This window comes from Micromonospora globosa (assembly GCF_000717585.1).
In the GTDB taxonomy this organism is placed as follows: Bacteria; Actinomycetota; Actinomycetes; order Mycobacteriales; family Micromonosporaceae; genus Micromonospora; species Micromonospora aurantiaca.
Genome location: NZ_JNZR01000012.1, coordinates 115727 through 139954 on the forward strand (window position 1 = coordinate 115727; position 24228 = coordinate 139954).

A 24228-nucleotide genomic window follows, 5' to 3' on the forward strand; every position below is an offset into this window, starting at 1 on the left:
GACAATCAGCTCTCGGCGCCGTTCGGTACGTGGATGATCAGCGCGTCGCCCTGCCCGCCACCGCCGCAGAGCGCGGCCGCGCCGGTGCCGCCGCCGCGCCGCTTCAGCTCCATCGCGAGCGTGAGGACGAGGCGGGCGCCGGACATGCCGATCGGGTGGCCGAGCGCGATCGCGCCGCCGTTGACGTTGACCTTGTCGGGGCTGATGCCGAGGTCACGGGTGGACTGAATGCCCACCGCCGCGAACGCCTCGTTGATCTCGATGAGGTCGAGGTCCTCGATGCTCAGGCCGCCCTTCTTCAGGGCGTGGTTGATCGCGTTCGACGGCTGCGAGTGCAGGGAGTTGTCCGGGCCGGCCACGTTGCCGTGGGCGCCGATCTCGGCCAGCCAGGTCAGGCCCAGCTCCTTGGCCTTGGCCTTGCTCATCACGACCACGGCGGCGGCGCCGTCGGAGATCGGCGAGGAGCTGCCGGCGGTGATGGTGCCGTCCTTGGCGAAGGCGGGACGCAGCTTGCCGAGCGACTCGGCGGTGGTGTCCGGGCGGATGCCCTCGTCCTCGCTGATCACCAGCGGGTCGCCCTTGCGCTGCGGGATGACCACCGGGGTGATCTCGTCGCCGAAGTGGCCGTTCTTCTGCGCGGCGGCGGCGCGCTGGTGGCTGGCCGCGGAGAACGCGTCCTGCTCCTCGCGGGTGATGCCGTGCTTCGCGCCGTGACGCTCGGTGGACTCGCCCATCGAGCAGCAGTCCCAGGCGTCGGTGAGGCCGTCGAGGGCCATGTGGTCCTTGACGGTCACGTCGCCGTACTTGTAGCCGGAGCGCTGACCGAGCAGCAGGTGCGGGGCGTTGGTCATCGACTCCATGCCGCCGGCCACCACGACGTCGAACTCACCGGCCCGGATGAGCTGGTCGGCGAGCGCGATCGCGTCCAGCCCGGAGAGGCAGACCTTGTTGATGGTCAGCGCCGGGGTGGACATCGGGATGCCGGCCTCGACTGCCGCCTGCCGGGCCGGGATCTGCCCGGCGCCGGCCTGGAGCACCTGGCCCATGATCACGTACTGGACCTGCTCGGGCGCGACGCCGGCGCGCTCCAGGGCCGCCTTGATCGCGATGCCACCGAGCCTGGTCGCGGGGAGGTCCTTGAGGTTGCCCAGCAGGCGCCCCATGGGGGTCCGCGCGCCGCTGACGATCACCGAAGCCATTGCCTGCCTCCGAGGGGGTGCCGACCTGTACGCCTTAACGATTGTTCGGTCAGACTAGCGTCATGGCTGAGAACTCCCCCGTCGAGCCCGCTGCCGAGTTTGTCACAGACATCGGCCTGCGCCGCATCGACCACGTCGGGATCGCCGTTGCCGACCTGGACGCCGCGATCGACTTCTACCAGCGCACGTTCGGGATGCGCTGCGTGCACACCGAGACCAACGCCGAGCAGGGCGTACGCGAGGCGATGCTCGCGGTCGGCCCGGACGCCTCCGGCGGCATGGTGCAGCTGCTCGCCCCGCTCTCGCCGGACACCACGATCGGCAAGTTCCTGGACAAGCGTGGTCCCGGCATCCAGCAGGTCGCGTACACGGTGGCGGACATCGACGTGGCCTGCGCGGCGCTGCGCGAGCGCGGCGTACGGCTGCTCTACGACGCGCCCCGGCGCGGCACGTCGGACTCCCGGGTCAACTTCGTGCACCCCAAGGACGCCGGCGGCGTGCTGATCGAGCTGGTCCAGCCCGCCTGAGGCGTAAGGAAGGGCCCCTTCTTAACAGACGTCTGTTAAGAAGGGGCCCTTCCTAACACGTGGGAACACGCGCGGCAGTGCGCGCTTGCACGTTCCCACGGACACCTCCACGCATCGGTGGATGCAGTTTTTCACAGAGGGGTTCCCGCTTTAGCTACCGTTCAGTAACGTCCGCCCGAACAGCAGCGGCGACCGGTGCCGGAAGTGTCGATTGCCGACATGGCGGTCCCGTCGCACCGGCGCCGACGATGGCAGCACCCCTGCCCGCGTCGTGCGGGTGTGGACTAACGGGAGGTCACCGTGCAGGACATCCTCGAAGCGATCATGGCGGCGGAGGGTTCGTCGCAGCCGGAGCGGGAGCTCGCCGGCCTCGCCGGACTGCCCGTGCCGGAGAGCTACCGGGGCGTGGTGGTGCGTGCCGAGGACACCCGCATGTTCGAGGGCATGGCCACCCGCGACAAGGACCCGCGCAAGGCGCTGCACGTGCAGGAGGTGCCCACCCCCGAGCTGGGCCCGGGTGAGGCGCTCGTCGCGGTGATGGCCAGCGCGATCAACTACAACACGGTGTGGACGAGCATCTTCGAGCCGCTGCCCACGTTCAAGTTCCTCCAGCGCTACGGCCGGCTCTCCGAGCTGACCCGCCGCCACGACCTGCCGTACCACGTGGTCGGCTCGGACGCCGCGGGCGTGGTGCTGCGCACCGGGCCGGGCGTGACCAAGTGGAAGGCCGGCGACGAGGTGGTGGCGCACTGCCTGTCGGTCGAGCTGGAGGACTCCGCCGGTCACGACGACACGATGCTCGACCCGCAGCAGCGGATCTGGGGCTTCGAGACCAACTTCGGCGGCCTGGCCGAGCTGGCGATCGTCAAGGCCAACCAGCTGATGCCGAAGCCGCGCCACCTGAGCTGGGAGGAGGCGGCCAGCCCGGGGCTGGTCAACTCCACCGCGTACCGGCAGCTCGTCTCGCACCACGGCGCGAACATGAAGCAGGGCGACGTGGTGCTGATCTGGGGCGCCTCCGGCGGCCTCGGCGGGTACGCCACCCAGATGGCCCTCAACGGCGGCGCGATCCCGGTCTGCGTGGTCTCCTCCCCGGAGAAGGCCGAGCTGTGCCGCAAGATGGGCGCCGAGCTGGTCATCGACCGGACCGCCGAGGGGTTCAAGTTCTGGTCCGACGAGCAGACCCAGGACCAGGACGAGTGGCGCCGCTTCGGTGAGCGCATCCGCGAGCTGACCGGCGGCGAGGACCCGGACATCGTCTTCGAGCACCCGGGCCGGGAGACGTTCGGCGCCAGCGTCTACGTCGCCAAGAAGGGTGGGACGATCGTCACCTGCGCCTCCACCAGCGGCTTCAACCACCAGTACGACAACCGCTACCTGTGGATGCACCTCAAGCGGATCGTCGGCAGCCACTTCGCCAACTACCACGAGGCGTGGCAGGCCAACCGGCTGGTCGCGCTCGGCAAGGTGCACCCGACCGTGTCGAAGACGTACGCGCTGGAGCAGACCGGCCAGGCCGCGTACGAGGTGCACCGCAATGCGCACCAGGGCAAGGTCGGCGTGCGGTGCCTCGCCCCCACCGACGGGCTCGGCGTCCGCGACATCGAGATGCGTTCGCGCCACGAAAGCGCCATCAACCGGTTCCGCGGTCACTGACCGTACGGTCGCCCCGGATTGCCTTTCCGGCCGACCCGGTCACCATTCGACTGACGTACGCAACAAAGGGCCGCGGGTTCCGACCCGCGGCCCTTTCGCGCCACCTTCCCCGGTGACGTCCCACTCGACCGACCCGCGCGGGAGCTGCCAAGATCGCCGATTGGTCCGGTCCGCACGGCCGACGGAGTTGACCATGTAAACCGGACGCGAAAGCTGCCGACCACTCTTGCGAACCACCCTGGGGGGTCTGCGAGTATGTCCCAATGCCCCAGCAGCAGTCCTCCCCTCTTGCGTTCTTCGATAACGCGAACTCACAGCCCGATTTCACCGTTGGCCTGCGTGGTTACAACACCAACCAGGTCGACGACTTCATCGGCCGCCTCAGCGCCGCCCTGAGCCAGTCCGAGCAGGCCCGCGCCGAGGCCGAGCAGCGGATGAACGACGCTCAGCGCCGGCTGCGGCAGGCCGAGCAGCGCCAGAGCGCGCTGGAGCAGAAGCTCACCGAGACCAACAAGCAGCTCGAGGAGAACAGCCGGCCGACGCTCTCCGGCCTGGGCACTCGCGTCGAGCAGATCCTGCGGCTGGCCGAGGAGCAGGCCAACGACCACCGCAACGAGGCCAAGCGCGAGTCGGAGGGCATCCTCTCCGCCGCCCGCCTCGAGGCGCGTGAGATCACCGACAAGGCGCGCGCCGAGGCCGCCGCCATGAAGGCGACCGCCGAGCGCGAGGCCGGCAGCGTCCGCACCGCCGCCGAGCGCGAGGCCGCCGAGGTCCGGGTGCAGGCCCGCCGTGAGGCCGACACGCTGCGCGCCGACGCCGACCGCGAGACCAAGCAGCTGCGTACGGTCACCGCGCACGAGGTGGCCGAGCTGAAGTCGACTGTCGAGCGCGAGGTCGCCACGCTGCGCGCCACCGCCGAGCGGGAGATCACCCAGCAGCGGGCCAAGGCCGCCCGGGAGGCCGAGGAGAAGCGCGCCGAGGCGACCAAGCTGCTCACCGACGCGCGCGACAAGCGCGACAAGGACCTCCAGGCCCTGGAGCTCCAGCTCGCCGAGCGGCGGGAGAAGGCCGAGCGCGAGGAGTCGGAGCGGCACGCCGCCCAGGTCGCGCAGACCCAGAAGCTGGTGAACGAGGCCGAGCAGCGGGCCCGTGCCGCGCAGGAGCGCGCCAAGGAGATCGAGCAGCGGGCCGAGGCCCGGCGGGTCGAGTCCGAGCGCACCGCCAACGAGACCGTCGACAAGGCCAAGGCGCTGGCCGACAAGACGCTCAACGAGGCCCGCGCCGAGGCGCAGCGGGTGCTCAACGAGGCCCGTACCGAGGCCGAGCTGACCACGCAGGCGGCCCGCCGCGAGGTCGAGGACCTGACCCGCCAGAAGGACGCGGTCACCTCGCAGCTCGGCCAGATGCTGTCCGGCCTGGCCGGCATCGTGCCGGGCGTGCCGGCCGGCGGCAAGGCCGAGACGCCGAAGGCGGACGCCGCCGGGCAGAAGGTGACGGCCGAGTCGGCCGGCTGATCGGAACACCCGCTGTCGGGGGCATGAGCCACGGCGCGGGGTGACACCGGGTGACCGGTGTCGCCCCGCGCCGTCATGCTTGTGCGGCCCGTTTCGCCAGGAGGGTGAAGTAGCTCCCAGAAGGGGCGTCCGTATCGCCCCAGCAGAGCCGGATGCGTGTGAGGATGGGGGCATGTCGCACGGCGAGGAACTGTTCGCGCTCGGCGGGGACGTGACGACGGAGCCCAGCTTCGAGTCCGCCCTGCGGGGATACGAGAAACGACAGGTCGACCGCTACGTCGCTCGCGCGGAGCACGAGATCGCGGCGTTGACCACCGAGCGGGAACAGGCGTACACCCAGATCCACAAGCTGGCCGGTCAGGTCGAGGTGCTCCAGCGCGACCTGGCCCAGGTGCGCAAGCAGGCGGCGGTCGTCGACCGGGCGTCGTTCCGGCACCTGGGTCCGCGCGTCGAGCAGATCCTCACCATGGCCGAGGAGCAGGCCGACGAGATCCTGGCCGCCGCGAACGAGGAGATCGAGGCCCGTCGCGCCGCCGCCGAGCACATCGTCGAGGAGGCCCGGGAGCAGGCCGCCCAGGCGCTCAAGGACTTCGAGATCGCGCTGGCGGCCCGCCGGACCGAGGAGGAGCGGCACACCGCCGCCCGCAAGGCCGAGGCCGAAGCCACGCTGAAGGCCGCCAAGGACGAGTCGGCGCAGCTGCGCAAGGACGCGCAGGACGAGTCGACGAGGCTGCGGACGGCGGCCCAGGACGAGGCCGAGAAGCTGCGCCGGACCGCCCAGGACGCGCTGGCGAAGGCCCAGCAGGAGGCCACCCAGCTCCGCGACACCGCCAAGGAGATCCACTCCCGGGCACAGCAGGAGGCCGCGCGGCTGCGCGAGGCGGCCAAGGAGGCGCTGGCCAAGGCCCAGCAGGAGGCGAGCCAGCTCCGCGAGGCGGCCAAGGAGGTGCACGCCAAGGGCCAGCAGGAGGCCAAGCGGCTCACCGACGCCGCCGCCGAGGCCGGCCGGGCCACGCACGCCAAGGCGCTGGCCGAGGCCAAGAAGATCGTGGACGACGCGGAGGAGGCCGCCAAGGCCACCCGCGGCCGGGCCCGCAGCGAGGCCAACCGGCTCACCACCGAGGCCGCCGACGCCGGCAAGCGCAACCGCGCCGAGGTCGAGGCGTACGTGCAGCGCATGCGCACCGAGACCGAGGCGTACGTGCAGCAGGCCCGCGCGCAGACCCAGCAGGAGCTGGGCGCGTGGCGGGCCGGGGTGGAGAAGGAGGTCACGGAGCGGCGGGACGGCGCGGAGAAGGAGCTGGCCCAGCGCCGGGCCGCCGCCGAGCAGGAGTTCGCCAAGCGCCGCGACGAGCTGGACAAGCAGCACGCCAAGCGGCAGGAGGAGTTGGAGCAGGCGTACACCACGCGGCGCGACGAGATCGAGCGCACCGCCGCCGACGTCCGCCAGGCCGCCGAGGCCGACGCGCTGAGCATGCGGCAGCAGGCCGAGCTGGAGGCCGCCGAGCTGCTGCGCCGCGCCGAGGCGGACGCCGGCGCGCAGCGCCGCAAGGCCGACGAGCACGTCGCGGCCTCGCGACGCCAGTTCGAGGAGTACGCGGCCACGACCCAGCAGCACCTCGCCACCACGCAGCAGCACCTGGCCGCCACCCAGCAGGAGGTGGCCGCCGGCCGGCAGCAGCTCGCCGGCGTGATGCTGGAGATCGCCAAGGCCCAGCAGGAGCTGGCCGACCTGCGTACCGAGACGTGGAAGTCGCGGCAGGAGTCCGACGACCTGCAACGCCGCCTCACCGACCTGCGGCGCGACGCCGACTCGGCCGGGATCGCGGCCACCCCGGTCGACCCGGACGATCTCGCCGCCGCCTCCACCGGCCGGTCCACCGGCGACGGCACGCCGGCGGGCGAGGGCACGCCGGTCACCAGCGGCGCGGAGAGCCCCGGCGACACCCCGGCCGGCGGCGGTGCGCCGGTGGCCGCGAAGGGCACCGCCACCGCGGTCCCCAACGGCGCCGGGCCGGCCAAGGGTGACGGCGAGCCCGCCGACGCGGGCAAGGCGAAGCCGGTCGGCGAACCGGTGACCACGATGGACTCCCCCGGCGGAGCAGGCGTCGACGGGGAGCCCACAGTGGCTGCCGTGCCGGGTGAGGGCGGCCGGGGCGCCACCCCCACGAAGATCACCAGCACCGGTGAGAACGGCAAGCGCCCGACCAAGCCGACCACCGACGAGCGCAGCGCCAAGCCCAGCACGGTGACGGTCGACAAGGACTGATCCACCCCGAACTGGCGGGCCCAGCGCCACGTCGGCGAAGTGGCGGCATCCCACCCACCCGGACCACACCACCTCCCCGAACTGGCGGGCGACCCGGCGGGGCGGCCCGCCGGGACGGCCCGGCGGGACGGCCCGGCGGGTGGTGGTGGGATGGTCGGGGCGGACGGCGGCGACTACCCTGCGGGCATAGGGCCGCGCGTCGGCCGTGGACGGCACCGGCGGGCGAGCCGGGCAGCGGGGAGGCACGGGTGTCACAGGAGGGTTCCGCCGCCCGGGACGACGAGGCCGCGGACGTGAACACCTCCGGCTCCCCGACCGGCGACGCGAGGCCCGCAAGCGACACCACGAGCACCGCGAGTGAGACCACGCGCACCGCGGAGCACGCGCGGACCGGCACCGGCATGAGCGGCGAGCGGCCCGTCGACGTCGAGCCGGGTGAGTTCGAGCCGAGCGGGCGCTTCGGCGTACCGGGGCGGCCGCTGCGGCGCAGCGCCTTCCTGGTCGGGTTCACCGGCGCGCTCGGCGTGCTGCTCGCGTACGCGTTGTTCCTGGGCATCCGCAACGCCGCCGGCATCCTGGTGCTCGTGGTGATCGCGCTGTTCCTCGCGGTCGGCCTGCACCCGGCGGTGGTCCGGCTGCGCAAGTGGGGCCTGCCGCGCGGGCTGGCGGTGGCGGTGGTGACGCTCACCGTGGTGCTGCTGATCGTCGCCGGCCTGCTGGCGCTGGTGCCGCCGGTGGTGACCCAGTCCGGCCAGTTCCTCCAGCAGCTACCCGGCTACGTCGAGGAGCTGCGCCGCAATCCCACGGTCAACGACCTGGTGATCCGGTACGACGTGATGGAGCGGGTCCAGGCGGCGGCGAACGCGGACACGATCGGGCGGGCGCTCGGCGGCGTGCTCGGCGGGGCCCAACTGATCTTCGGGACGATCTTCCGCCTACTCACGGTGCTGGTGCTGACGATCTACTTCCTGGCGTACTTCGACAAGCTGCGCGAACTCGGGTACGCGATGGTGCCGCGCTCGCGCCGGCAGCGGGTCCGGCTGATCGGCGACGAGATCCTCACCCGGGTCGGCGCGTACATGGTCGGCGCGCTCGCCATCGCGGTGCTGGCCGGGGTGACGACGTTCGTGTTCGCGCTGGCGGTCGGCCTGCCGTACCCGTTCGCCCTCGCCGTGGTGGTCGCGGTGACCGACCTGATCCCGCAGATCGGCGCGACGCTCGGCGCGGTGGTGGTGACGCTCGTCGGGCTCGCCACGGACCTGCCGGTGGGCATCGCCTGCCTGGTGTTCTTCGTGCTCTACCAGCAGGTGGAGAACTACCTGATCTACCCGAAGATCATGCGCCGGGCGGTGTCGGTCAACGAGGTGGCGGCGTTGCTCGCCGCGCTGCTCGGGGTGGCGCTGCTGGGCGTGGTGGGCGCGCTCATCGCGATCCCCACCGTGGCCGCGTTGCAGCTGATCCTGCGCGAGGTGGTGCTACCCCGCCAGGACGCCCGCTGAGCGGTTACTCGGCGCGCCGCTGGGCCGGGCCGGGAACCGGGGTGTCCGCGAACGCGGCGACGGTGCGGTCGGCGTACGCGCTGACGTCGCCGGTCTCCATCGGGCCGTCCCAGGTGGTCGGCAGCGGCAGCGGTACGCCGGGGGCGACCCGCCGGACGATCTCGTCCAGCACCTTCTCCGCGTCGCCGACCCACAGGTGCTTGGCGCCGTCCACGCCCACCACCTCGGCCTGCGGCACGGCGGCGAACCGCTCCCGGGCCTCCTCCGGGCGCAGGTAGTCGTCGAACTCGGGGACCAGCGCGGTGAGCGGCTTACCCGTCTCGGCCCAGACCCCCAGGTCCTCCGGCGCGGAGTAGCGCAGCGGCGGGGAGAGCAGGATCGCGCCGGCCACCGCCGGGTCGCAGCCGTACTTCAGCGCCAGGTCGGTGCCGAACGACCACCCGACCAGCCAGATGTTCGGCAGCTCGTGGAACTCGGCGTACTCGATCGCGGCGGCCACGTCGAACTTCTCGCCGACCGCGCCGTCGAACGTTCCCTCGCTGGTGCCGCGGACGCTGCTGGTCCCCCGGGTGTTGAACCGGAGCACTGCGAGGCCGGCCAGCGCGGGCAGCCGCCAGGCCGCCTTGCGGAACACGTGGCTGTCCATCATCCCGCCGTGGGTGGGCAGCGGGTGCAGGCAGACGAGCGTGGCGGCCGGTTCGCGGTCCAGCGGCCGGGCCAGCTCGCCGACGAGCGTCAGCCCGTCGGCGGTGTGCAGCTCGATGTCCTCCCGGCGACCGGGCAGGATCGACGACGCGCGAATCGGAGTGCTCACGCCTGCAAGTCTCCCGCGTCGGCGGCCCCGCCGCCCAGCGGGACGGGAACCGGGTGATCCAGATCGCTCAGCCGTAGCGCGGGGCGCCCCGGCCGCGCTGGAGGTTCGGCCCGCGCCGGTCCCGGGCCCGCCAGCAGCCGGAGTGCCAGTGCCGGCGGTCGGTCAGGTCACCCCGGTCGTCGGCCGGCCAGGCCACCAGATGTGCCACGCCGGGACGGATCTCCTGGTCACAGCCGGGACAGCGGTACGTCTTGACTGATGCCCCGCCGCTGATCGCGCGCACCTGCCAGTCGCCGTCGCGCCACTGCTGCACGGTCGGCACGCCGTGGCGGGCACGCTCGGCGTCCAGGCCGGGGTTCTCCTCCCGGCGAGGGCGGTTGCGACGAGGGCTCACGGTCACCAAGCGTACGGTCCGCCGGCCGGACCGGCCCGGGTCGGGCGGTCCGGCCGACGGGCGGCCGCTCAGTCCCAGGTCTCCGGACGGGTCGGGTCCGGCGCCACCTGCACGCCACCCAGCACGAGCGCCGCGTCGAGTTTGTCGAACCCCTGCTCCGGCCAGCCGTAATCGGCGAGCAGGCGCGACTTCGGCACGCCCAGCAGCTCGACCCGGCCCTGTTCCGGGTAGAGGTGGGCGGGCCGCCCGGCGATCGTCATGTTGCCGTCCACCGTGCGGGGCGAGATCTCGGCCGCGTACTGGTAGGAGACGCTCATCGTCCGGGTGGAGGTGCCGACGATGCCGAACCGGGCGGTCACCAGCCGCGGGAAGCCGGTCACGTCGACCCGGCAGCCGGCAACCCGGGCGCCGTCCGGCACGGTCGTGAGGCGGACGGGCGCACCGCAGCGGCGCGCCTCGGTCAGCCGCAACGCCTCCACCGCGACGGTCAGCGCCGTGTCCTGCGGCGCCCACACGCTGGCCCGCGCGTACAGGCCGGGGGCCGGCTTCCACTGCCGGACCTGGATCGGCAGCCCGTCGACGGTCGTGCTGCTGGTCCGGCCGTCGAACGCCGCCTCCTCGGCGAACATACTGATCTTGAAGGGCACCCCCTCGGCGCCGGACTCCCGTAGCGTCCGCGACGAGCGCGCCAGCTCGACGGTGACCTTTCGCCCGCCGCCGACGTCCAGCTGGGCGCTCTCCAGGCCCTGCGCCACCTCCCAGCGCAGGTAGCGGACCTTGGTGGTGTCGACGCCGAAGTGCAGCACTCCGGCATCGGTGCCGACGACCTCCGGCGCGGCCGCCGCTCCCGGCGCGGCCGGCATCAGCGGTGGCGCCGCCTCGGCCGGGATGGCCGGGGCAGCCGGGCCGGTGAACGGCCGGTCCAGGCCCGGCAGGGCCGGGACGACGGCGAGGCCGCCGAGCAGCGCGACCAGGGCGAGACCGCCACCGAGCACGGCCCGGCGACGGCGTAGCCGACGACGGCCACCCGTCACGGCCCCGGCGGTCAGCCGGTCGATGTCCACGTCTCCTTCGGCCTGCTCCCGCAGCACCGAGGCGATCCGCTGGTCGAGGTCGGTCACGGCCGGCTCCCCTTGGTCATCGGGACGCCGCAGCGCTCCCGGAGGTGGGCGAGCGCCCGCATCGCGTGGGTGCGGACGGTGACCGGGGAGCAGTCGAGGATCTGGGCGATCGTGGCGTCGTCGAGATCCTCGTAGTAGCGCAGCACCAGCACGGCGCGCTGGCGGTCCGGGAGGGCGCGGATCAGCCCCCACATCTCGTCCCGGTCCGCCGCCTCGCCACCGAGGTCGCCGCGCTGGGGCCGGTCGGCGAACGTGTCCACCGCCAGCTCGCGGTTGGACCGCCGCCGCCACCAGGACGTGTTCGCGTTGACGAGCATCCGGCGCACGTACACGTCGGGCCGGTCGGCCCGGGCGATCCTCCGCCAGTGCACGTACGCGCGGGCCAGCACGTCCTGCGTCAGGTCCTCGGCCCGGTGTGTGTCGCCGGTGAGCAGCCGGGCCAGGCGCAACAGCGCCGGGCCGCGGCTGCCGACGTACTCCTCGAATGTCACACCAGGAAGACGCCGTCACCGCCGCCGGGCGTTGACCGGGATCAGCGCCGGGTGTGGTCGCGGAAGCCCCGGCCGGACTTGCGGCCCAGGTAGCCGGCCGTGACCAGGTGCTCCAGCAGCGGGGCCGGGGCGAAGCCGGGCTCGCGCAGCTCCAGGTACAGCTCCCGCTGGATGGCCAGCGAGACGTCCAGGCCGACCACGTCGAGCAGCTCGAACGGACCCATCGGGTAGCCGCAGCCCAGCTTCATCGCGTAGTCGATGTCGTCGGCGGTCGAGTAGCTGGCCTCCAGCATCTTCACCGCGTCGTTCAGGTACGGGAACAGCAGCGCGTTGACGATGAAGCCGGACCGGTCGCCGCAGACCACGCCGGTCTTGCCGAGCTTCGCGCAGACCGCGCGGGCGGTGGCCGACGTCTCGGCGGAGGTGCGGATGGTCTGCACGATCTCCACCAGCGGCATGATCGGCGCCGGGTTGAAGAAGTGCAGGCCGACCACGTCGGCCGGGCGCTGGGTCGCCATCGCCACGTCGATCACCGGCAGCGACGAGGTGGTGGTGGCGAGCACGACGCCCGGCTTGCAGATCTCGTCGAGGCTGGCGAACAGCGCCTTCTTGACGCTCAGCTCCTCGATCACGGCCTCGACCACCAGGTCGACGTCGGCCAGGTGCTCCAGCGTCGCGGACCAGGTGATCCGGCCCAGCGCGTCGTCCCGGTCGGTCTCGCTGAGCTTGCCCCGCACCACGCCCTTGTTCAGCGAGGTCTTGACCGCCTCGCAGACCTTCGCGGACTTCTCCGCGCCCCGGGTCACCGAGATGACCTCGTACCCGGCCTTGGCGAACACCTCGATGATGCCGGTGGCCATGGTGCCGGAGCCGACCACGCCGACCTTCGCGATGGCGCGGGCGCCGTCGGCGAGCGCGGCGTCCGCGGCGAGCGGCGTGTACTCGTCGGGTACGACCTTCGGCGAGCCGGGCCGCTCGTAGGTGTAGAAGCCGCGGCCGGACTTGCGGCCCAGCAGCCCGGCGGTGACCATCTGCTTGAGCAGCGGGGCGGGGGCGTGCCGGCGGTCCCGGCCGCCGCGCCGGTACATGGTGTCGAGGATCTCGTACGCGGTGTCCAGGCCGATCAGGTCCATCAGCGCCAGCGGGCCCATCGGCAGGCCGCAGCCGAGCTTCATGGCGGCGTCGATGTCCTCGCGGGTGGCGTAGCGGGCCTCGAACATGCCGACCGCGTGGTTCAGGTAGCCGAACAGCAGCGCGTTGGCGATGAAGCCGGCCCGGTCGCTGATCGTCACGTCGACCTTGCCGAGCCGCTCGCAGAGCGCCTCCACGTCGGCGACCACGTCGGCGGAGGTGACCACCGTGCGGACCACCTCGACCAGCTTCATCACCGGGGCCGGGTTGAAGAAGTGGATACCGATGACCTGGTTGGGCCGGGTGGTGGCGACGGAGATCTCGGTGACGCTCAGCGAGGACGTGTTGGTGGCCAGGATCGCCTCGGGCTTGCAGACCCGGTCCAGCTCGGCGAAGATCCGCTGCTTGAGGTCCAGGTGCTCGGGCACCGCCTCGATCACCAGGTCCACGTCGTGCAGCGCGTCCAGCCCGACCCGGAAGTCGACCCGCGCGAGCAGGGCGTCCCGCTCGGCCTCGGCGAGCTTGCCCTTGGCGACCGCCCGGTCGGTGGAGCCGGTGAGCGTGGCCCGGCCGCGTTCCAGCGCCGCGTCGGAGATCTCGACGGCTGTGACGTCGACGCCGTTGCGGGCGAACACCTCCACGATGCCGGCACCCATGGTGCCCAGACCCACCACGCCCACCCTGGTGAACTCCCGCGCCACGACCGGCCTCCCCTGGCTCGACTCCGCCGTCCGCGACATGAACGGCCGCTAAGGTTATGCGCCGGAGTCTGCCACGTGACGCTGTGTTGTCGAGACGCCGTGGGATATTTCACGCACCGCGCCTCACCCGGTGGCGTTCTCCCCGGCCAGCGCCAGCAGTTCGGCGACGAACTCCGCCGGCCGCTCCAGGTGCGGGCTGTGCCCGCAGCCGGGCAGCACCACCTCGCGGTACGTCCCGCCGGCCGCCGCGTACCGGTCCAGCACCGCGCGGGTCTGCCCCACCATCGGCTGCGGCGGGCACTCCGCCTCACCCGGCCAGCCGGGCACCACGCCGAGCCGACCGAGGTACGCCAGGTCGAACAGCGAGGTGTCCGAGACGATCACGTCGGCGTCCCCGCGTACCCAGGTCACCGGCGGCTTGACCGGCACGGCGACCAGCTCGTCGGCGAGCCGGAAGTGGGCCGGGGCCAGCGCGTTGAGGACGCCGCGCGGCCCGGCGGCGGTCCCCGGCCAGTGCGCCGAGGCGACAGCCGTGCCCGGGTAGTTGTCGTCGCCGGTGGCGGTGGTCAGCATGCTCTCCAGCAGCAGGTCCTCGTCGTCGCCGAGTGACGCCGGGTCGGCCACGTACGCGGCGCGCAGCACCGCGCGCGGGCTGGTCGGGCCGTCCGCGCTCCGGTCACCGGCGGCGAGCCGGGCCACGAAGTCGGGGTTCGCGCCGCCGGCGCCGGTGCCGGCGAAGTCGGGCGTGGTGGGGGTGCCGTCGAGGTCCCGGGTGCCGCCGAAGCCGTACGGGGACACCGGCGCCTCCAGCAGCAGCCCGGCCACCCGCTCGGGGTGGCCGACGAGCAGTCGCATCGCCACGCCGCCGCCCAGCGAGTGCCCGGCCACCACCGGCCGGGCGCCGGGCGCGAACAGCCCCGGGGCGTCCAGCAGCGCGGCCACGTCGTCGGCGAAGTCGTCGAGCCCTCGGGTGGCGTCGACCGGCGCGGTGTCGGTCTCGCCGTAGCCGCGCAGGTCGGGGGCGACCACCCGCAGCGTCTCCGGCAGCCGGGCGAGCAGCGGTTCCCAGAAGGCGGAGGAGGAGACGTTGCCGTGCACCAGCAGGACCGGTACGCCGTCCGGTGGACCGGCCACGCGGACCGCCTGGGTGATGCCGTTGGCCTGGACGGTGAGCCGTGCGCTGCGCATCCGCGCATGCTGGCATGGGCACCGGCCCTCGGTCCATGTGCCCCACCGACACACCGGCCCGCCGAGAGGTGGGCGCCGGACCACCCCGCCCCCTCACCGCGTCGATCATGAGGTTGACGGCGACATATCGGACGCAGAACGCCGCCAACTTCATGATCGACCGGGCTCGCCCGCACCGGCGGCATCGACCGGGCCTGGGAGCCCAACCCATCAGCGGCCCCGAGGGCCCGGCGGATGCCCGGAGGTCTAGCTGACGTCGGCCGGCTGCGCCTCGCGCGCCTCGATCGGCTGGCGCGGCCCGGGGACGGGCAGCGGCAGGGTGGGACGCTGGTCGCGGCGCAGCGCGCCGAAGCTCATCCCGACCGGGTCGGTCCGGGCCACGCCCGGGTCGTAGAGGCGCAGGTCGGTGCGGCCCAGCCGGACCACGTCGCCGTCGGCGATCGCCACGCTGCCGGTGACCCGGGTGTCGTTGAGCCAGGTGCCGTTGGTCGAGCCGAGGTCGGTGAGCATCACCCCCTCCGGGGTGGCCCGGACGGTGGCGTGCCGCCGGCTCAGGTGCGGGTCGGCGAGCACGATGTCGGCGGTCGGCGCACGGCCGATCACCTGCGCGTCCTGGCCGACCCGGAACGTGAGCCCCCGCATCGCCCCGCCCGACACCGTCAACAACGGCATCAGCTCAGGATGCTCCTCCATGGACAGTCGACCTCCACCCCACATCGCCCCGCGGCGTCAGCCTGCCACCTCACCGTAGTGGCTTGCACCACCGCGCGGTCACCCCCGCGACCCCGGCCGGTCATCTCCCGTTCGCCGTTTCGGACGGCACTTCCGTCGATGCGACGGCTGATCGTCGGCGCAGCGTACGGCGCGTTCGACACCTACCGGCGAGTAATCCTCGGGTCTAGACTTCGGCCATGACCGCTGTACACGTGCCGGGCGCCCCGCTCATCTCCGAGGGTCTATTGGTCTCGACCAGCCCGGCCACCGGCGCCGAGGCAGGCAGATTCCCGCTGGCCGACGAGGCGGACGTGCGTGCCGCTGTCGACCGCGCCCGGGCGGCCGGCGACTGGTGGGCCGGGCTCGGCTTCGCCGGCCGGCGGGACCGCCTCCAGCGCTGGCGCGGCGTGCTCGCCCGGCGGATCGAGGAGCTGGCCGACCTGATGCACACCGAGGGCGGCAAGCCGGTCGGTGACGCCGTGGTGGAGATCCTCACCGCGCTGGAGCACATCGACTGGGCGGCCCGCAACGCTCAGCGGGTGCTCGGGCCGCGCCGGGTCCGCTCCCGCCTGATCCTCGCCGAGTTCACCGGTCACCTCGAATACCAGCCGTACGGCGTGGTCGGCGTCATCGGCCCGTGGAACTACCCGGTCTTCACGCCGATCGGCTCCGCCGCGTACGCGCTCGCGGCCGGCAACGCCGTGGTGTTCAAGCCGAGCGAGTACACCCCGGCGGTCGGTCAGTGGCTGGTCGACCGGTTCGCCGAGGTGGTGCCGGAGCAGCCGGTGTTCCAGGCGGTGCACGGTTTCGGCGCGGTCGGTGCCGCGCTGTGCCGCTCCGGGGTCGGCAAGGTCGCGTTCACCGGCTCGACCGCCACCGCGAAGCGGGTGATGGCCGCCTGCGCCGAGTCGCTCACGCCGGTGCTGCTGGAGGCCGGCGGCAAGGACGCGATGATCGTGGACACGGACGCCGACCTGGACGCCGCGGCGGAGGCGTGCGTGTGGGGCGGGCTCACCAACGCCGGCCAGACGTGCATCGGCATCGAGCGGGTCTACGCGGTCGACCAGGTCTTCGACACCTTCGTGGAGAAGGTGGTGGCGAAGGCCGGGCGGCTCACTGTGGGCGCCGACGGGTCCGACCTCGGCCCGATCACCATGCCGTCGCAGATCGACATCATCCGCCGGCACATCGACGACGCGCTCAGCCGGGGCGGCCGGGCCGTGCTCGGCGGCCCGGAGGCGGTCCAGCCGCCGTACGTGCACCCGACGGTGCTCGTCGACGTGCCGGAGGACTCGGCCGCCGTGAAGGAGGAGACGTTCGGCCCGACGCTCGTGGTCAACCGCGTCCGCGACGTGGACGAGGCGGTCGAGCGGGCCAACGCGCTGCCGTACGGGCTCGGGGGTTCGGTCTTCGGCCGGGCGCGGGCGGTGGCGGTGGCGCGGCGGCTGCGCTCCGGGATGGCCTCGGTCAACTCGGCGCTGACGTTCGCCGGGATGTCGACGCTGCCGTTCGGCGGCACCGGCGAGTCCGGCTTCGGCCGCATCCACGGCGAGGAGGGGCTGCGCGAGTTCGGCCGGCCCAAGTCGGTCACCCGCCGCCGGGCCCGGTCGCTGCTGCCGGCGATGACGTTCGAGCGCACCCCGGCCGACGTCGCCCGCCTGGTCAAGATCGCCAAGCTGATGTACGGCCGGGGCCGCTGAGGCGGCGCCTCAGAACAGCGTCAGCTCGTCGCGCTCGATGCCGCGCAGCTTGTCGTAGTCGACCACCACGCACCGGATCCCCCGGTCGGTGGCGAGCACCCGCGCCTGCGGCTTGATCTCCTGCGCGGCGAACACGCCGGCCACCGGCGCGAGCAGCGGATCGCGGTTCATCAGCTCCAGGTAGCGGGTGAGCTGCTCCACGCCGTCGATCTCGCCGCGCCGCTTCACCTCCACCGCCACCGCGCCGCCGACCGCGTCCCGGCAGAGCAGGTCGACCGGCCCGATCGCGGTCATGTACTCGCGCCGGACCAGCGTGTACCCCTCCCCCAGCGTCGCCGGGTTCGCGGCGAGCAGCTCCTGGAGGTGCGCCTCGACGCCGTCCTTGCGCAGGCCCGGGTCCACGCCCAGCTCGTACGAGGTGTCCTGGAAGATCTCCTCCAGCGTGATGCGCAGCTCCTCGCCGGCCTTGTTCACCACCCGCCAGACGCCGGGCGCCTCCTCCAGCCGGCAGGGCGGGCTCATCCAGTTCAACGGCTTGTAGGCCCGGTCGTCCGCATGGATCGACACCGACCCGTCCGCCTTCACCATGAGCAACCGGGTAGCCGGGGGCAGGTGGGCCGAGAGCCGTCCGACATAGTCCACCGAGCACTTCGCAATCACCAACCGCACCCGCCGAGGGTAGCCGAGGCCCCGGCGGACGCCGACGAGCGCCACTGGCGTACCGGTGCCATATTGAGATCGTGCTCGAAGTCCTCACCGGTTCCGGCCTGGCCGCCTCGGCGGGCCTGAACGCCTACATCCCGCTGCTGCTGATGGGGCTGCTGTCCCGCTACACCGATCTGGTCGAGCTGCCGAGCGGCTGGCAGTGGCTCGGCAACGGCTGGGTGGTGCTGATCCTCGCCGTGCTGCTCGCGGTCGAGGTGGTGGCCGACAAGGTGCCAGTGGTCGACCACGTCAACGACGTGGTGCAGACGGTGGTCCGGCCGACCGCGGGCGGGCTCGCGTTCGGCGCGGGCGCCGGCTCGGAGACGGTCACCGTGAGCGACCCGGACACGTTCTTCTCCACCCATCAGTGGGTGCCGGTGGTGGTCGGCGTGCTGATCGCGCTCGGCGTACACCTGCTCAAGGCCGCCGCCCGGCCGGTCATCAACGCGACCACGGCCGGGGTGGGCGCGCCGGTGGCCAGCACCGCCGAGGACGCGACGAGCGTGGTCATGTCGGTGGTGGCGCTGCTGCTGCCGGTGCTGGTGCTGGTGTTCCTGGTCGCCCTGGTGTTCTTCGTACCGTGGCTGTTCCGCCGCCGCCGGGAGCGGCGCCGCGAGCGCGCCGCCGCCCGCGCGGCCGGCTTCCGCGTCTGACCCGCACCGACTCCCGAAACCTCTAAAATCTGGGCAAGACACCCAAGGAGGTACGGGAGATGACCGCGTCGTTGGAGATGCCCCGGGTCCAGGAGTGCGCCGTCCGGTCCTGCGCCTACAACCACACGAACGACTGCCACGCGTTCGCCATCACGATCGGCAGCAGCGACCACGCGCACTGCCACACGTTCGTGGAGATGCCGGTGCGCGGCGGCCTCGACCAGTTGGTCGCGCAGGTGGGCGCGTGCTCGCGCGCCGACTGCCGGCACAACGCCGACCTGGAGTGTCACGCCCCGGCCATCACCGTCGGCCCCGACATGGACATGGCCGACTGCATGACCTACGAGAGCCGCTGACCCGCCCGCGCGGATGCAGCGCCTGCTTGCGGGCGCCGCTTTCGCGCGCGGTTGTTAAGAAGGGGCCCCTTGCCTACCGGAGGCGTTAATAAGGGGCCCTTCCTTTCACGACAGGGTGTTCGCCTCGCGGATCACTGTGACCAGATCGTCGATGATGCCGGTGAGCGCGAAGTCCTTCGGCGTGAACACCCGGGCCACCCCGGCGGCCCGCAGCGCCTCGGCGTCGGCGGCCGGGATGATCCCGCCCACCACCACCGGCAGGTCGCCCCGCCCGGCCGCGCGCAGCCCGTCCAGCACCGCCGGCACGGCGGCCAGGTGCGAGCCGGAGAGCACGGAGAGGCCGACCAGGTCGACGTCCTCCTCCACCGCCGCCGCCACGATCTGCCCGGCGGTCAGGCGGATGCCCTGGTAGACCACCTCGAAGCCGGCGTCGCGGGCGCGTACCGCGATCTGCTCCGCGCCGTTGGAGTGCCCGTCCAGCCCCGGCTTGCCGACCAGCAGCCGCAGCCGCCCGCTGCCCAGCTCCCGGGCGGTCGCAACGACCCGCTCCCGCACCCCGGCGAGGGTCGCGTCACCGGCTGTCCCGACCGCCCCGGCCAGTCCGGTCGGCGCGCGGTACTCGCCGTACACCTGGCGCAGCGCGCCCGCCCACTCGCCGGTGGTGACACCGGCCCTGACACATCCGAGCGTCGCCGGCATCAGGTTCGCCGTGGTGGCGGCATCGGCGCGCAGCCGGTCCAGCGCCGCCTCGACCGCCGCCGCGTCCCGGTCGGCCCGCCACCGGCGTACGCCGTCGGTGGCCGCCTCCTCGACGGCCGGGTCCACCTGCTCGATCGCCTCCGCGCCGGCCGCTGTGAGCGGCGACGGCTCGGTCTCGGTGAACCGGTTGACGCCGACCACCACGTCCGAGCCGGACTCCATCCGGCGGCGCCGGTCGGCGAGCGAGGCCACCAGCGCGCTCTTGAGGTAGCCGGACTCGACGGCGGTGACCACGCCGCCCATCTCCAGCACCTTCTCCAGCTCGACCCGGGCACCGGAGACGATCTCGTCGACCAGCGCGGTCATCACGTGTGAGCCGGCGAACAGGTCCGGATACTCCAGCAGGTCCGACTCGTACGCCAGCACCTGCTGCATGCGCAGCGACCACTGCTGGTCCCACGGGCGGGGCAGGCCCAGCGCCTCGTTCCAGGCGGGCAGCTGCACCGCGCGGGCACGGGCGTCGCGGGACAGCGTGACGCCGAGCATCTCCAGCACGATCCGCTGGATGTTGTTCTCCGGCTGCGCCTCGGTCAGGCCCAGCGAGTTGACCTGGACGCCGTAGCGGAACCGGCGCTGCTTCGGGTTCTCCACGCCGTAGCGGTCGCGGGTGATCTCGTCCCAGAGCGCGCCGAACGCGCGCATCTTGGCGATCTCCTCGACGAAGCGCACCCCGGCGTTGACGAAGAACGAGATCCGCTGGACGACGTCGCCCATCCGCTCGGGCGGCACCTGACCGGAGTCGCGCACGGTGTCCAGCACGGCGACGGCGGTGGCCAGCGCGAAGCCGACCTCCTGCACCGGCGTCGCGCCGGCCTCCTGGAGGTGGTACGAGCAGATGTTCACCGGGTTCCACCGGGGCATCTCGCGCAGCGTGTACGCGATCACGTCGGCGGTCAGCCGCAGCGAGGCCGCCGGCGGGAAGATGTACGTCCCCCGGGACAGGTACTCCTTGATGATGTCGTTCTGCGTGGTGCCGGCGCAGCGGCTCAGCTCCGCGCCCTGCTCGGCGGCGACGGTGCCGTAGAGGCCGAGCAGCCACATCGCCGGGGCGTTGATGGTCATCGAGGTGTTCATCTCGGCCAGCGGGATGCCCTCGAACAGCGCCCGCATGTCACCCAGGTGCGCCACCGGCACGCCGACCCGGCCCACCTCGCCGGCGGCCAGCTCGTGGTCCGGGTCGTACCCGGTCTGGGTGGGCAGGTCGAAGGCGACCGACAGGCCGGTCTGCCCCTTCGCCAGGTTGCGGCGGAAGAGCGCGTTGGTGGCCGCGGCGGAGGAGTGCCCGGCGTACGTGCGCATCACCCACGGGCGGTCCCGCTCGGGCAGCCGTCCCGGCATCGCGTCGTCCATGGCCGGAGTTTAAGTTACCGTTCAGTAAAAGGGAGTGTGGAAAACCACACAACCCGATGCCCGCACCGGTGGGCCGGCGGGCGGCCGGCCCACCGTACGGGTCATTCGCTGCGGGCGGTCTCCGGGCCGGTGATCCGTTCCAGCAGCGGCAGGGTGGCGGCGACGACCGCGAGGCAGCCCAGGACGCCGAGGGCCGTCACCGCGGCGAACCCGATCCCCGGCAGGCGCAGGTCGTACTGCATCTGCGCGCGCAGGAACAACTGCGCGGCGACCAGTCCCATCCCGACCGCGACCACGGCGACGGTCAGCAGCGGCACCACGCTCTCCACTGCCACCACCCGGCGCAGCAGCCGTACCGGGGCGCCGCTGAGCCGGAGCAGGCTGAACGGCCGCTTCCGTTCACTGAGGCCGGCCGCCACTGCGACGGCCAGGCTGCATCCGGCGAGCACGAGACCGGCCACCACGACGATGTCGGCCAGCCGCTGCCAGCCCCGCATGGTGTCGGCGAAGTCGGCCTCGAAGTCGCCTGGCACGTTCGGCGCCACGAAGAAGGCGGGGAACGCCGCTTCGAGGACCGTCCGGGCCCGCTCCACAGCGACCGGGTCCGCCGCCTCGACCGCCACCGAGCCCGCCGGGAGCCCCGCGAGGGCCGCCGGGTCCACCGGGGACGACGGCCAGATCCGGTCGGCCGAGGCGGACCCCCGCCAGGGGATCAGGTCCGGCGGCACCTCGGCGACGCTCGCCCCCGGAGCGCACCGTCCGTAGGCGGGCGGGATGTCCGCGCAGGCGATCACGCCGAAGTCGCGGCCGTTCTCGCGTACCGGGTTCTCCCGCACGAGCACCGGGTTGCGGACGCCGGGAATCGCCGCCAGGTCGGCCGGCAGCGTGCCGGGTACCGGCGGGTCGTCCGTCAGCACCATCGACAGCCGGCCGGCCTCCAGGGAACCCCGGGGTGCGGGACCGCGCTCGTACGTGATCGTCCCCATCACCCCGACCGCCACCGTCGTGACGAACAGCGCGAGCATCACCCCGCCCACCGCGCGGAACCCGGCGGCCGGGTTGTCGGCGAGCCGGCGCGCGGCGATGAGCGCGGCGGGCCGGCCGGCGCGAGCGGCCATCGCCCGGGCGCCGACCATGGTCAGCCACGGCCCGGCCGCGATCAGCCCGACCATGACCAGCAACAGCGCGGGCAGGAACAGCGCGGTCTGACCGTCCGAGGTGGGCGGCCGGTACACCAGGGCGAAGCCCAGCCCGGCCAGGCCGAGCGCGAGCGGGATCAGCCGGTATGCACGGGGCGGCCGGGGCGTGACCCGGCGGGTGACGCCGAGCGGGGAGATCCGGACCCGGCGCAGCGCGATCCAGGCCGCAGCCGCCGCGCCCGCCGGCACGCCCACCGCCACCACGAGGGCCTCCGGCGCCCCGACGGCCATGTCTTCCGGGAAGAACGGCATGCCGGTGAACGGGATGCCGGCGAGCTGCCCGCGGAGCGCGAAGAACATCGCGAAGCCGACCGCCGCGCCGGCCGCCGCCGCGAGCGCGGCCTCGACGGCCGCGATGGCCGAGATCTGCCGGGGCGTGGCACCGACCAGCCGCATGGCGGCGAACCGCTGCTCCCGGCGGGCGGCGCCGAGCCGGGTCGCCGTGCCGATGAAGACGAGTACGGGGAACAGCAGGCCGCCCGCCACCACGCCGAGGATGAGGTCGACCGCGGCCCCGGGCAGCGGAGCGCTGTTGCCGTCGAGCCGGGTGACCTTCCGGACCTGGTCGAGCCCGCCCACCTGCTCCGGAGTGCCGCCGACCAGGACGAGCAGGGTGTCCGGCGAGGTGAGCGCCGCCGGCCCGACGGCGCCGAGGTCCCGGCCCGGATAGCGGTCGGCGAGCTGGTCGGCGGGGACGGTCGCCAGCAGCTTCCGCAACGCCGGGGAGGCGTAGAACTCCCCAGGCCCCGGGGCTCGGGGAACACCGACCGGCGTGGGCGCGTCCGGGCCGGTCGCGGCGACGTCGACGCGGATGATCTGGTCGCCCCGGAAGTAGTCGGTCCGGGTGGACCACAGCAGCGGGTCGGCGGCCCCGTCGGCCGTCTCCTGCGGGTACATCGACGCGTAGCGCGTGAGCTGGGCGTCGGCGGCGTGCACACCGGCGAGCGTGGTGAGCAGCAGCCCGGTGCCCACAGCGACGGCGGCGGCGATGGCGACCAGCCGGACCAGCGCCTCCCGCCCACCGGCGACGGCGAGCCGGAGCGCGAGCCCGATCACGAGACGACCCCGGCGGGGGCGTTGACCCGGCCGTCGCGCACCATGACCTCGCGGTCGGCGTACGCGGCGATGCGCGCCTCGTGCGTCACCAGGACGACAGTGGTGCCACGCTCGCGGGCGGCGTCCACGAGCAGCGTCATCACCTCCTCGCCGGTGAGCGAGTCGAGCGCGCCGGTGGGCTCGTCGGCGAACAGCACACGGGGCTCGGCGACCAGACCGCGGGCCAGCGCGACCCGCTGGGCCTGCCCGCCGGACAGTTCGCCGGACCGGCGGTGCTCCAGGCCGGCCAGGCCGAGCCGCTCGAACCAGCCCCGGGCGGCGCGCAGCGCCGGAGTGCGGCGGACGCCGCGCAGCAGCAGTGGCAACGCCACGTTCTCCGCCGCGGTGAGTTCCGGCACGAGCTGCCCGAACTGGAAGACGAAGCCGAAGCTGTCGCGGCGCAGCGTGCTGCGGTCGGCCTCGCCGAGGGTGTCGATCCGGGTGCCGTCGAACCGGACCTCGCCGGAGTCGGGGCGCAGGATGCCGGCCAGGCAGTGCAGCAGCGTCGACTTGCCGGAGCCGCTCGGTCCCATCACGGCGACGACCTCACCGGCCGACACGGCGAGGCTCGCGCCGCGCAGGGCGGGTGTCTCGCCGAACGCGTACGTGACGTCCCGGGCCTCGATCATCGGGCTCATGACCGAACCGCCTTTCTCAGGGCGTCCAGCCGGGCGCCTGTCGTCTCGATCCACCGCAGGTCCGCCTCCAGGTGGTAGAGGCCGTGGTCGGCGAGCATCACGTCGACGAGTTCGCCGCTGCGTTTGATCTCGGTGAGTTCGCGCATCCGGCGCAGGTGGGCGGCGCGCTGGGTGTCCAGGTACTCCTCGGCCGGGCGGTCGAGCATCAGCGCGAGCACGACCTTGGTGAACAACAGGGTCTGGAGGTGCGGTTCCGGCTCGACCGGCTCGGTCAGCCAGTGCTCGACCTCGGTGGCGCCCCGGTCGGTGATGACGTAGCGCTTGCGGTCCGGCCCGGCGCCGGGAGCGACGTCCCCGACCACCACCTTGCCGTCGCGGGCCAGCCGGCTCAGCGTCGAGTAGACCTGCCCGTACGGCAGCGGCTTGCCGCGCCCGAAGAAGGTGTCGTAGTCGCGCTTGAGGTCGTAGCCGTGGCTCGGTTCGCGTTCGAGCAGCCCGAGCAGGGTCAGGGGAACCGTCATGACCAGAGACTACACCGAGTGTATACCCCGCGTA

The 24228-nt window shown here is 73.1% G+C and carries 21 protein-coding genes; 8 read left to right on the forward strand and 13 right to left on the reverse strand.

All coding sequences use genetic code 11. The features are described 5' to 3' along the window. Positions 1 to 5: 5 nt before the first annotated feature. Positions 6 to 1199 carry an acetyl-CoA C-acetyltransferase gene (locus IF06_RS0113910; protein WP_030271409.1) on the reverse strand — a complete coding sequence of 398 codons (1194 nt, stop codon included), beginning with the start codon at positions 1197 to 1199 and terminating at the stop codon, positions 6 to 8. Between the two features lie 62 nt (positions 1200 to 1261). On the opposite strand from IF06_RS0113910, the gene mce reads away from it, so the two are divergent. From mce to IF06_RS0113935, 5 genes are all read left to right on the forward strand, one after another. After that, positions 1262 to 1726 carry a methylmalonyl-CoA epimerase gene (mce, locus tag IF06_RS0113915; protein ID WP_030271412.1) on the forward strand — a complete coding sequence of 155 codons (465 nt, stop codon included), beginning with the start codon at positions 1262 to 1264 and terminating at the stop codon, positions 1724 to 1726. 300 nt (positions 1727 to 2026) lie between these two features. Then, the gene (gene ccrA / locus IF06_RS0113920) at positions 2027 to 3382 is read left to right on the forward strand and encodes a crotonyl-CoA carboxylase/reductase (protein WP_013475377.1); all 1356 of its coding nucleotides are present in this window, start codon (positions 2027 to 2029) and stop codon (positions 3380 to 3382) included. Between the two features lie 263 nt (positions 3383 to 3645). Then, positions 3646 to 4896 (forward strand): DivIVA domain-containing protein, encoded by a 1251-nt coding sequence (locus IF06_RS0113925; protein WP_013288224.1) that lies wholly within the window; start codon positions 3646 to 3648, stop codon positions 4894 to 4896. A 172-nt stretch (positions 4897 to 5068) separates the two neighbouring features. Continuing rightward, a complete protein-coding gene (locus IF06_RS0113930; protein WP_030271415.1) occupies positions 5069 to 7165 on the forward strand; it encodes a hypothetical protein in 2097 nt (698 codons plus the stop codon). Between the two features lie 401 nt (positions 7166 to 7566). After that, positions 7567 to 8664, forward strand: a complete 1098-nt coding sequence (locus IF06_RS0113935) for an AI-2E family transporter (protein WP_174361816.1) — start codon at positions 7567 to 7569, stop codon at positions 8662 to 8664. 4 nt (positions 8665 to 8668) lie between these two features. Here IF06_RS0113935 and IF06_RS0113940 read toward each other — a convergent pair whose 3' ends face one another. The 7 genes from IF06_RS0113940 to IF06_RS0113970 all read right to left on the reverse strand — a co-directional run bounded on the left by IF06_RS0113940 (position 8669) and on the right by IF06_RS0113970 (position 15197). After that, positions 8669 to 9478: an alpha/beta hydrolase gene (locus IF06_RS0113940; RefSeq protein ID WP_013475373.1), complete on the reverse strand. Its 810-nt coding sequence runs from the start codon at positions 9476 to 9478 to the stop codon at positions 8669 to 8671. Positions 9479 to 9545: 67 nt separating this feature from the next. Next, the gene (locus IF06_RS0113945; RefSeq protein ID WP_013288228.1) at positions 9546 to 9878 is read right to left on the reverse strand and encodes a hypothetical protein; all 333 of its coding nucleotides are present in this window, start codon (positions 9876 to 9878) and stop codon (positions 9546 to 9548) included. A 62-nt stretch (positions 9879 to 9940) separates the two neighbouring features. Then, positions 9941 to 10993 carry a hypothetical protein gene (locus tag IF06_RS0113950; RefSeq protein WP_013288229.1) on the reverse strand — a complete coding sequence of 351 codons (1053 nt, stop codon included), beginning with the start codon at positions 10991 to 10993 and terminating at the stop codon, positions 9941 to 9943. Further along, the gene (locus IF06_RS0113955; protein ID WP_013288230.1) at positions 10990 to 11484 is read right to left on the reverse strand and encodes a SigE family RNA polymerase sigma factor; all 495 of its coding nucleotides are present in this window, start codon (positions 11482 to 11484) and stop codon (positions 10990 to 10992) included. The genes IF06_RS0113950 and IF06_RS0113955 overlap by 4 nt, the downstream gene beginning before the upstream one ends. A 41-nt stretch (positions 11485 to 11525) precedes the next feature. Further along, a complete protein-coding gene (locus tag IF06_RS0113960) occupies positions 11526 to 13316 on the reverse strand; it encodes a 3-hydroxyacyl-CoA dehydrogenase family protein (RefSeq protein WP_013475372.1) in 1791 nt (596 codons plus the stop codon). 123 nt (positions 13317 to 13439) lie between these two features. Then, a complete protein-coding gene (locus IF06_RS0113965) occupies positions 13440 to 14504 on the reverse strand; it encodes an alpha/beta fold hydrolase (RefSeq protein ID WP_030271421.1) in 1065 nt (354 codons plus the stop codon). Between the two features lie 246 nt (positions 14505 to 14750). Beyond that, on the reverse strand, positions 14751 to 15197 hold the full coding sequence (locus IF06_RS0113970; protein WP_013288233.1) for an FHA domain-containing protein: 447 nt from the start codon (positions 15195 to 15197) through the stop codon (positions 14751 to 14753). A 218-nt stretch (positions 15198 to 15415) separates the two neighbouring features. Here IF06_RS0113970 and IF06_RS0113975 point away from each other — a divergent pair, with 218 nt between their 5' ends. After that, entirely contained in the window at positions 15416 to 16918 is a 1503-nt protein-coding gene (locus IF06_RS0113975; RefSeq protein ID WP_030271423.1) for an aldehyde dehydrogenase family protein, read from the forward strand. A 9-nt stretch (positions 16919 to 16927) separates the two neighbouring features. Here the strand turns inward: IF06_RS0113975 and nucS are convergent, their stop codons facing one another. Continuing rightward, entirely contained in the window at positions 16928 to 17587 is a 660-nt protein-coding gene (nucS, locus tag IF06_RS0113980; protein ID WP_030271426.1) for an endonuclease NucS, read from the reverse strand. A 71-nt stretch (positions 17588 to 17658) separates the two neighbouring features. Between nucS and IF06_RS0113985 the strand changes: the two genes are divergently transcribed. Together IF06_RS0113985 and IF06_RS0113990 are read left to right on the forward strand one after the other, a co-directional pair. Then, positions 17659 to 18276 carry a DUF4126 domain-containing protein gene (locus tag IF06_RS0113985; protein ID WP_013288236.1) on the forward strand — a complete coding sequence of 206 codons (618 nt, stop codon included), beginning with the start codon at positions 17659 to 17661 and terminating at the stop codon, positions 18274 to 18276. A gap of 59 nt (positions 18277 to 18335) precedes the next feature. Next, complete coding sequence (locus tag IF06_RS0113990; RefSeq protein WP_013288237.1) at positions 18336 to 18632, forward strand: DUF1540 domain-containing protein; 297 nt, start codon at positions 18336 to 18338, stop codon at positions 18630 to 18632. A gap of 105 nt (positions 18633 to 18737) precedes the next feature. On the opposite strand, the gene IF06_RS0113995 is transcribed toward IF06_RS0113990, so the two are convergent. The 4 genes from IF06_RS0113995 to IF06_RS0114010 all read right to left on the reverse strand — a co-directional run bounded on the left by IF06_RS0113995 (position 18738) and on the right by IF06_RS0114010 (position 24194). Continuing rightward, the gene (locus IF06_RS0113995; protein ID WP_030271427.1) at positions 18738 to 20741 is read right to left on the reverse strand and encodes a protein meaA; all 2004 of its coding nucleotides are present in this window, start codon (positions 20739 to 20741) and stop codon (positions 18738 to 18740) included. Positions 20742 to 20842: 101 nt separating this feature from the next. Next, positions 20843 to 22996 (reverse strand): FtsX-like permease family protein, encoded by a 2154-nt coding sequence (locus tag IF06_RS0114000; RefSeq protein WP_030271429.1) that lies wholly within the window; start codon positions 22994 to 22996, stop codon positions 20843 to 20845. Next, complete coding sequence (locus IF06_RS0114005; RefSeq protein ID WP_030271431.1) at positions 22993 to 23673, reverse strand: ABC transporter ATP-binding protein; 681 nt, start codon at positions 23671 to 23673, stop codon at positions 22993 to 22995. Before IF06_RS0114005 ends, IF06_RS0114000 begins: the two co-directional genes overlap by 4 nt. Next, the gene (locus IF06_RS0114010) at positions 23670 to 24194 is read right to left on the reverse strand and encodes a PadR family transcriptional regulator (protein ID WP_030271434.1); all 525 of its coding nucleotides are present in this window, start codon (positions 24192 to 24194) and stop codon (positions 23670 to 23672) included. The genes IF06_RS0114005 and IF06_RS0114010 overlap by 4 nt, the downstream gene beginning before the upstream one ends. Between the last annotated feature and the right edge of the window lie 34 nt (positions 24195 to 24228).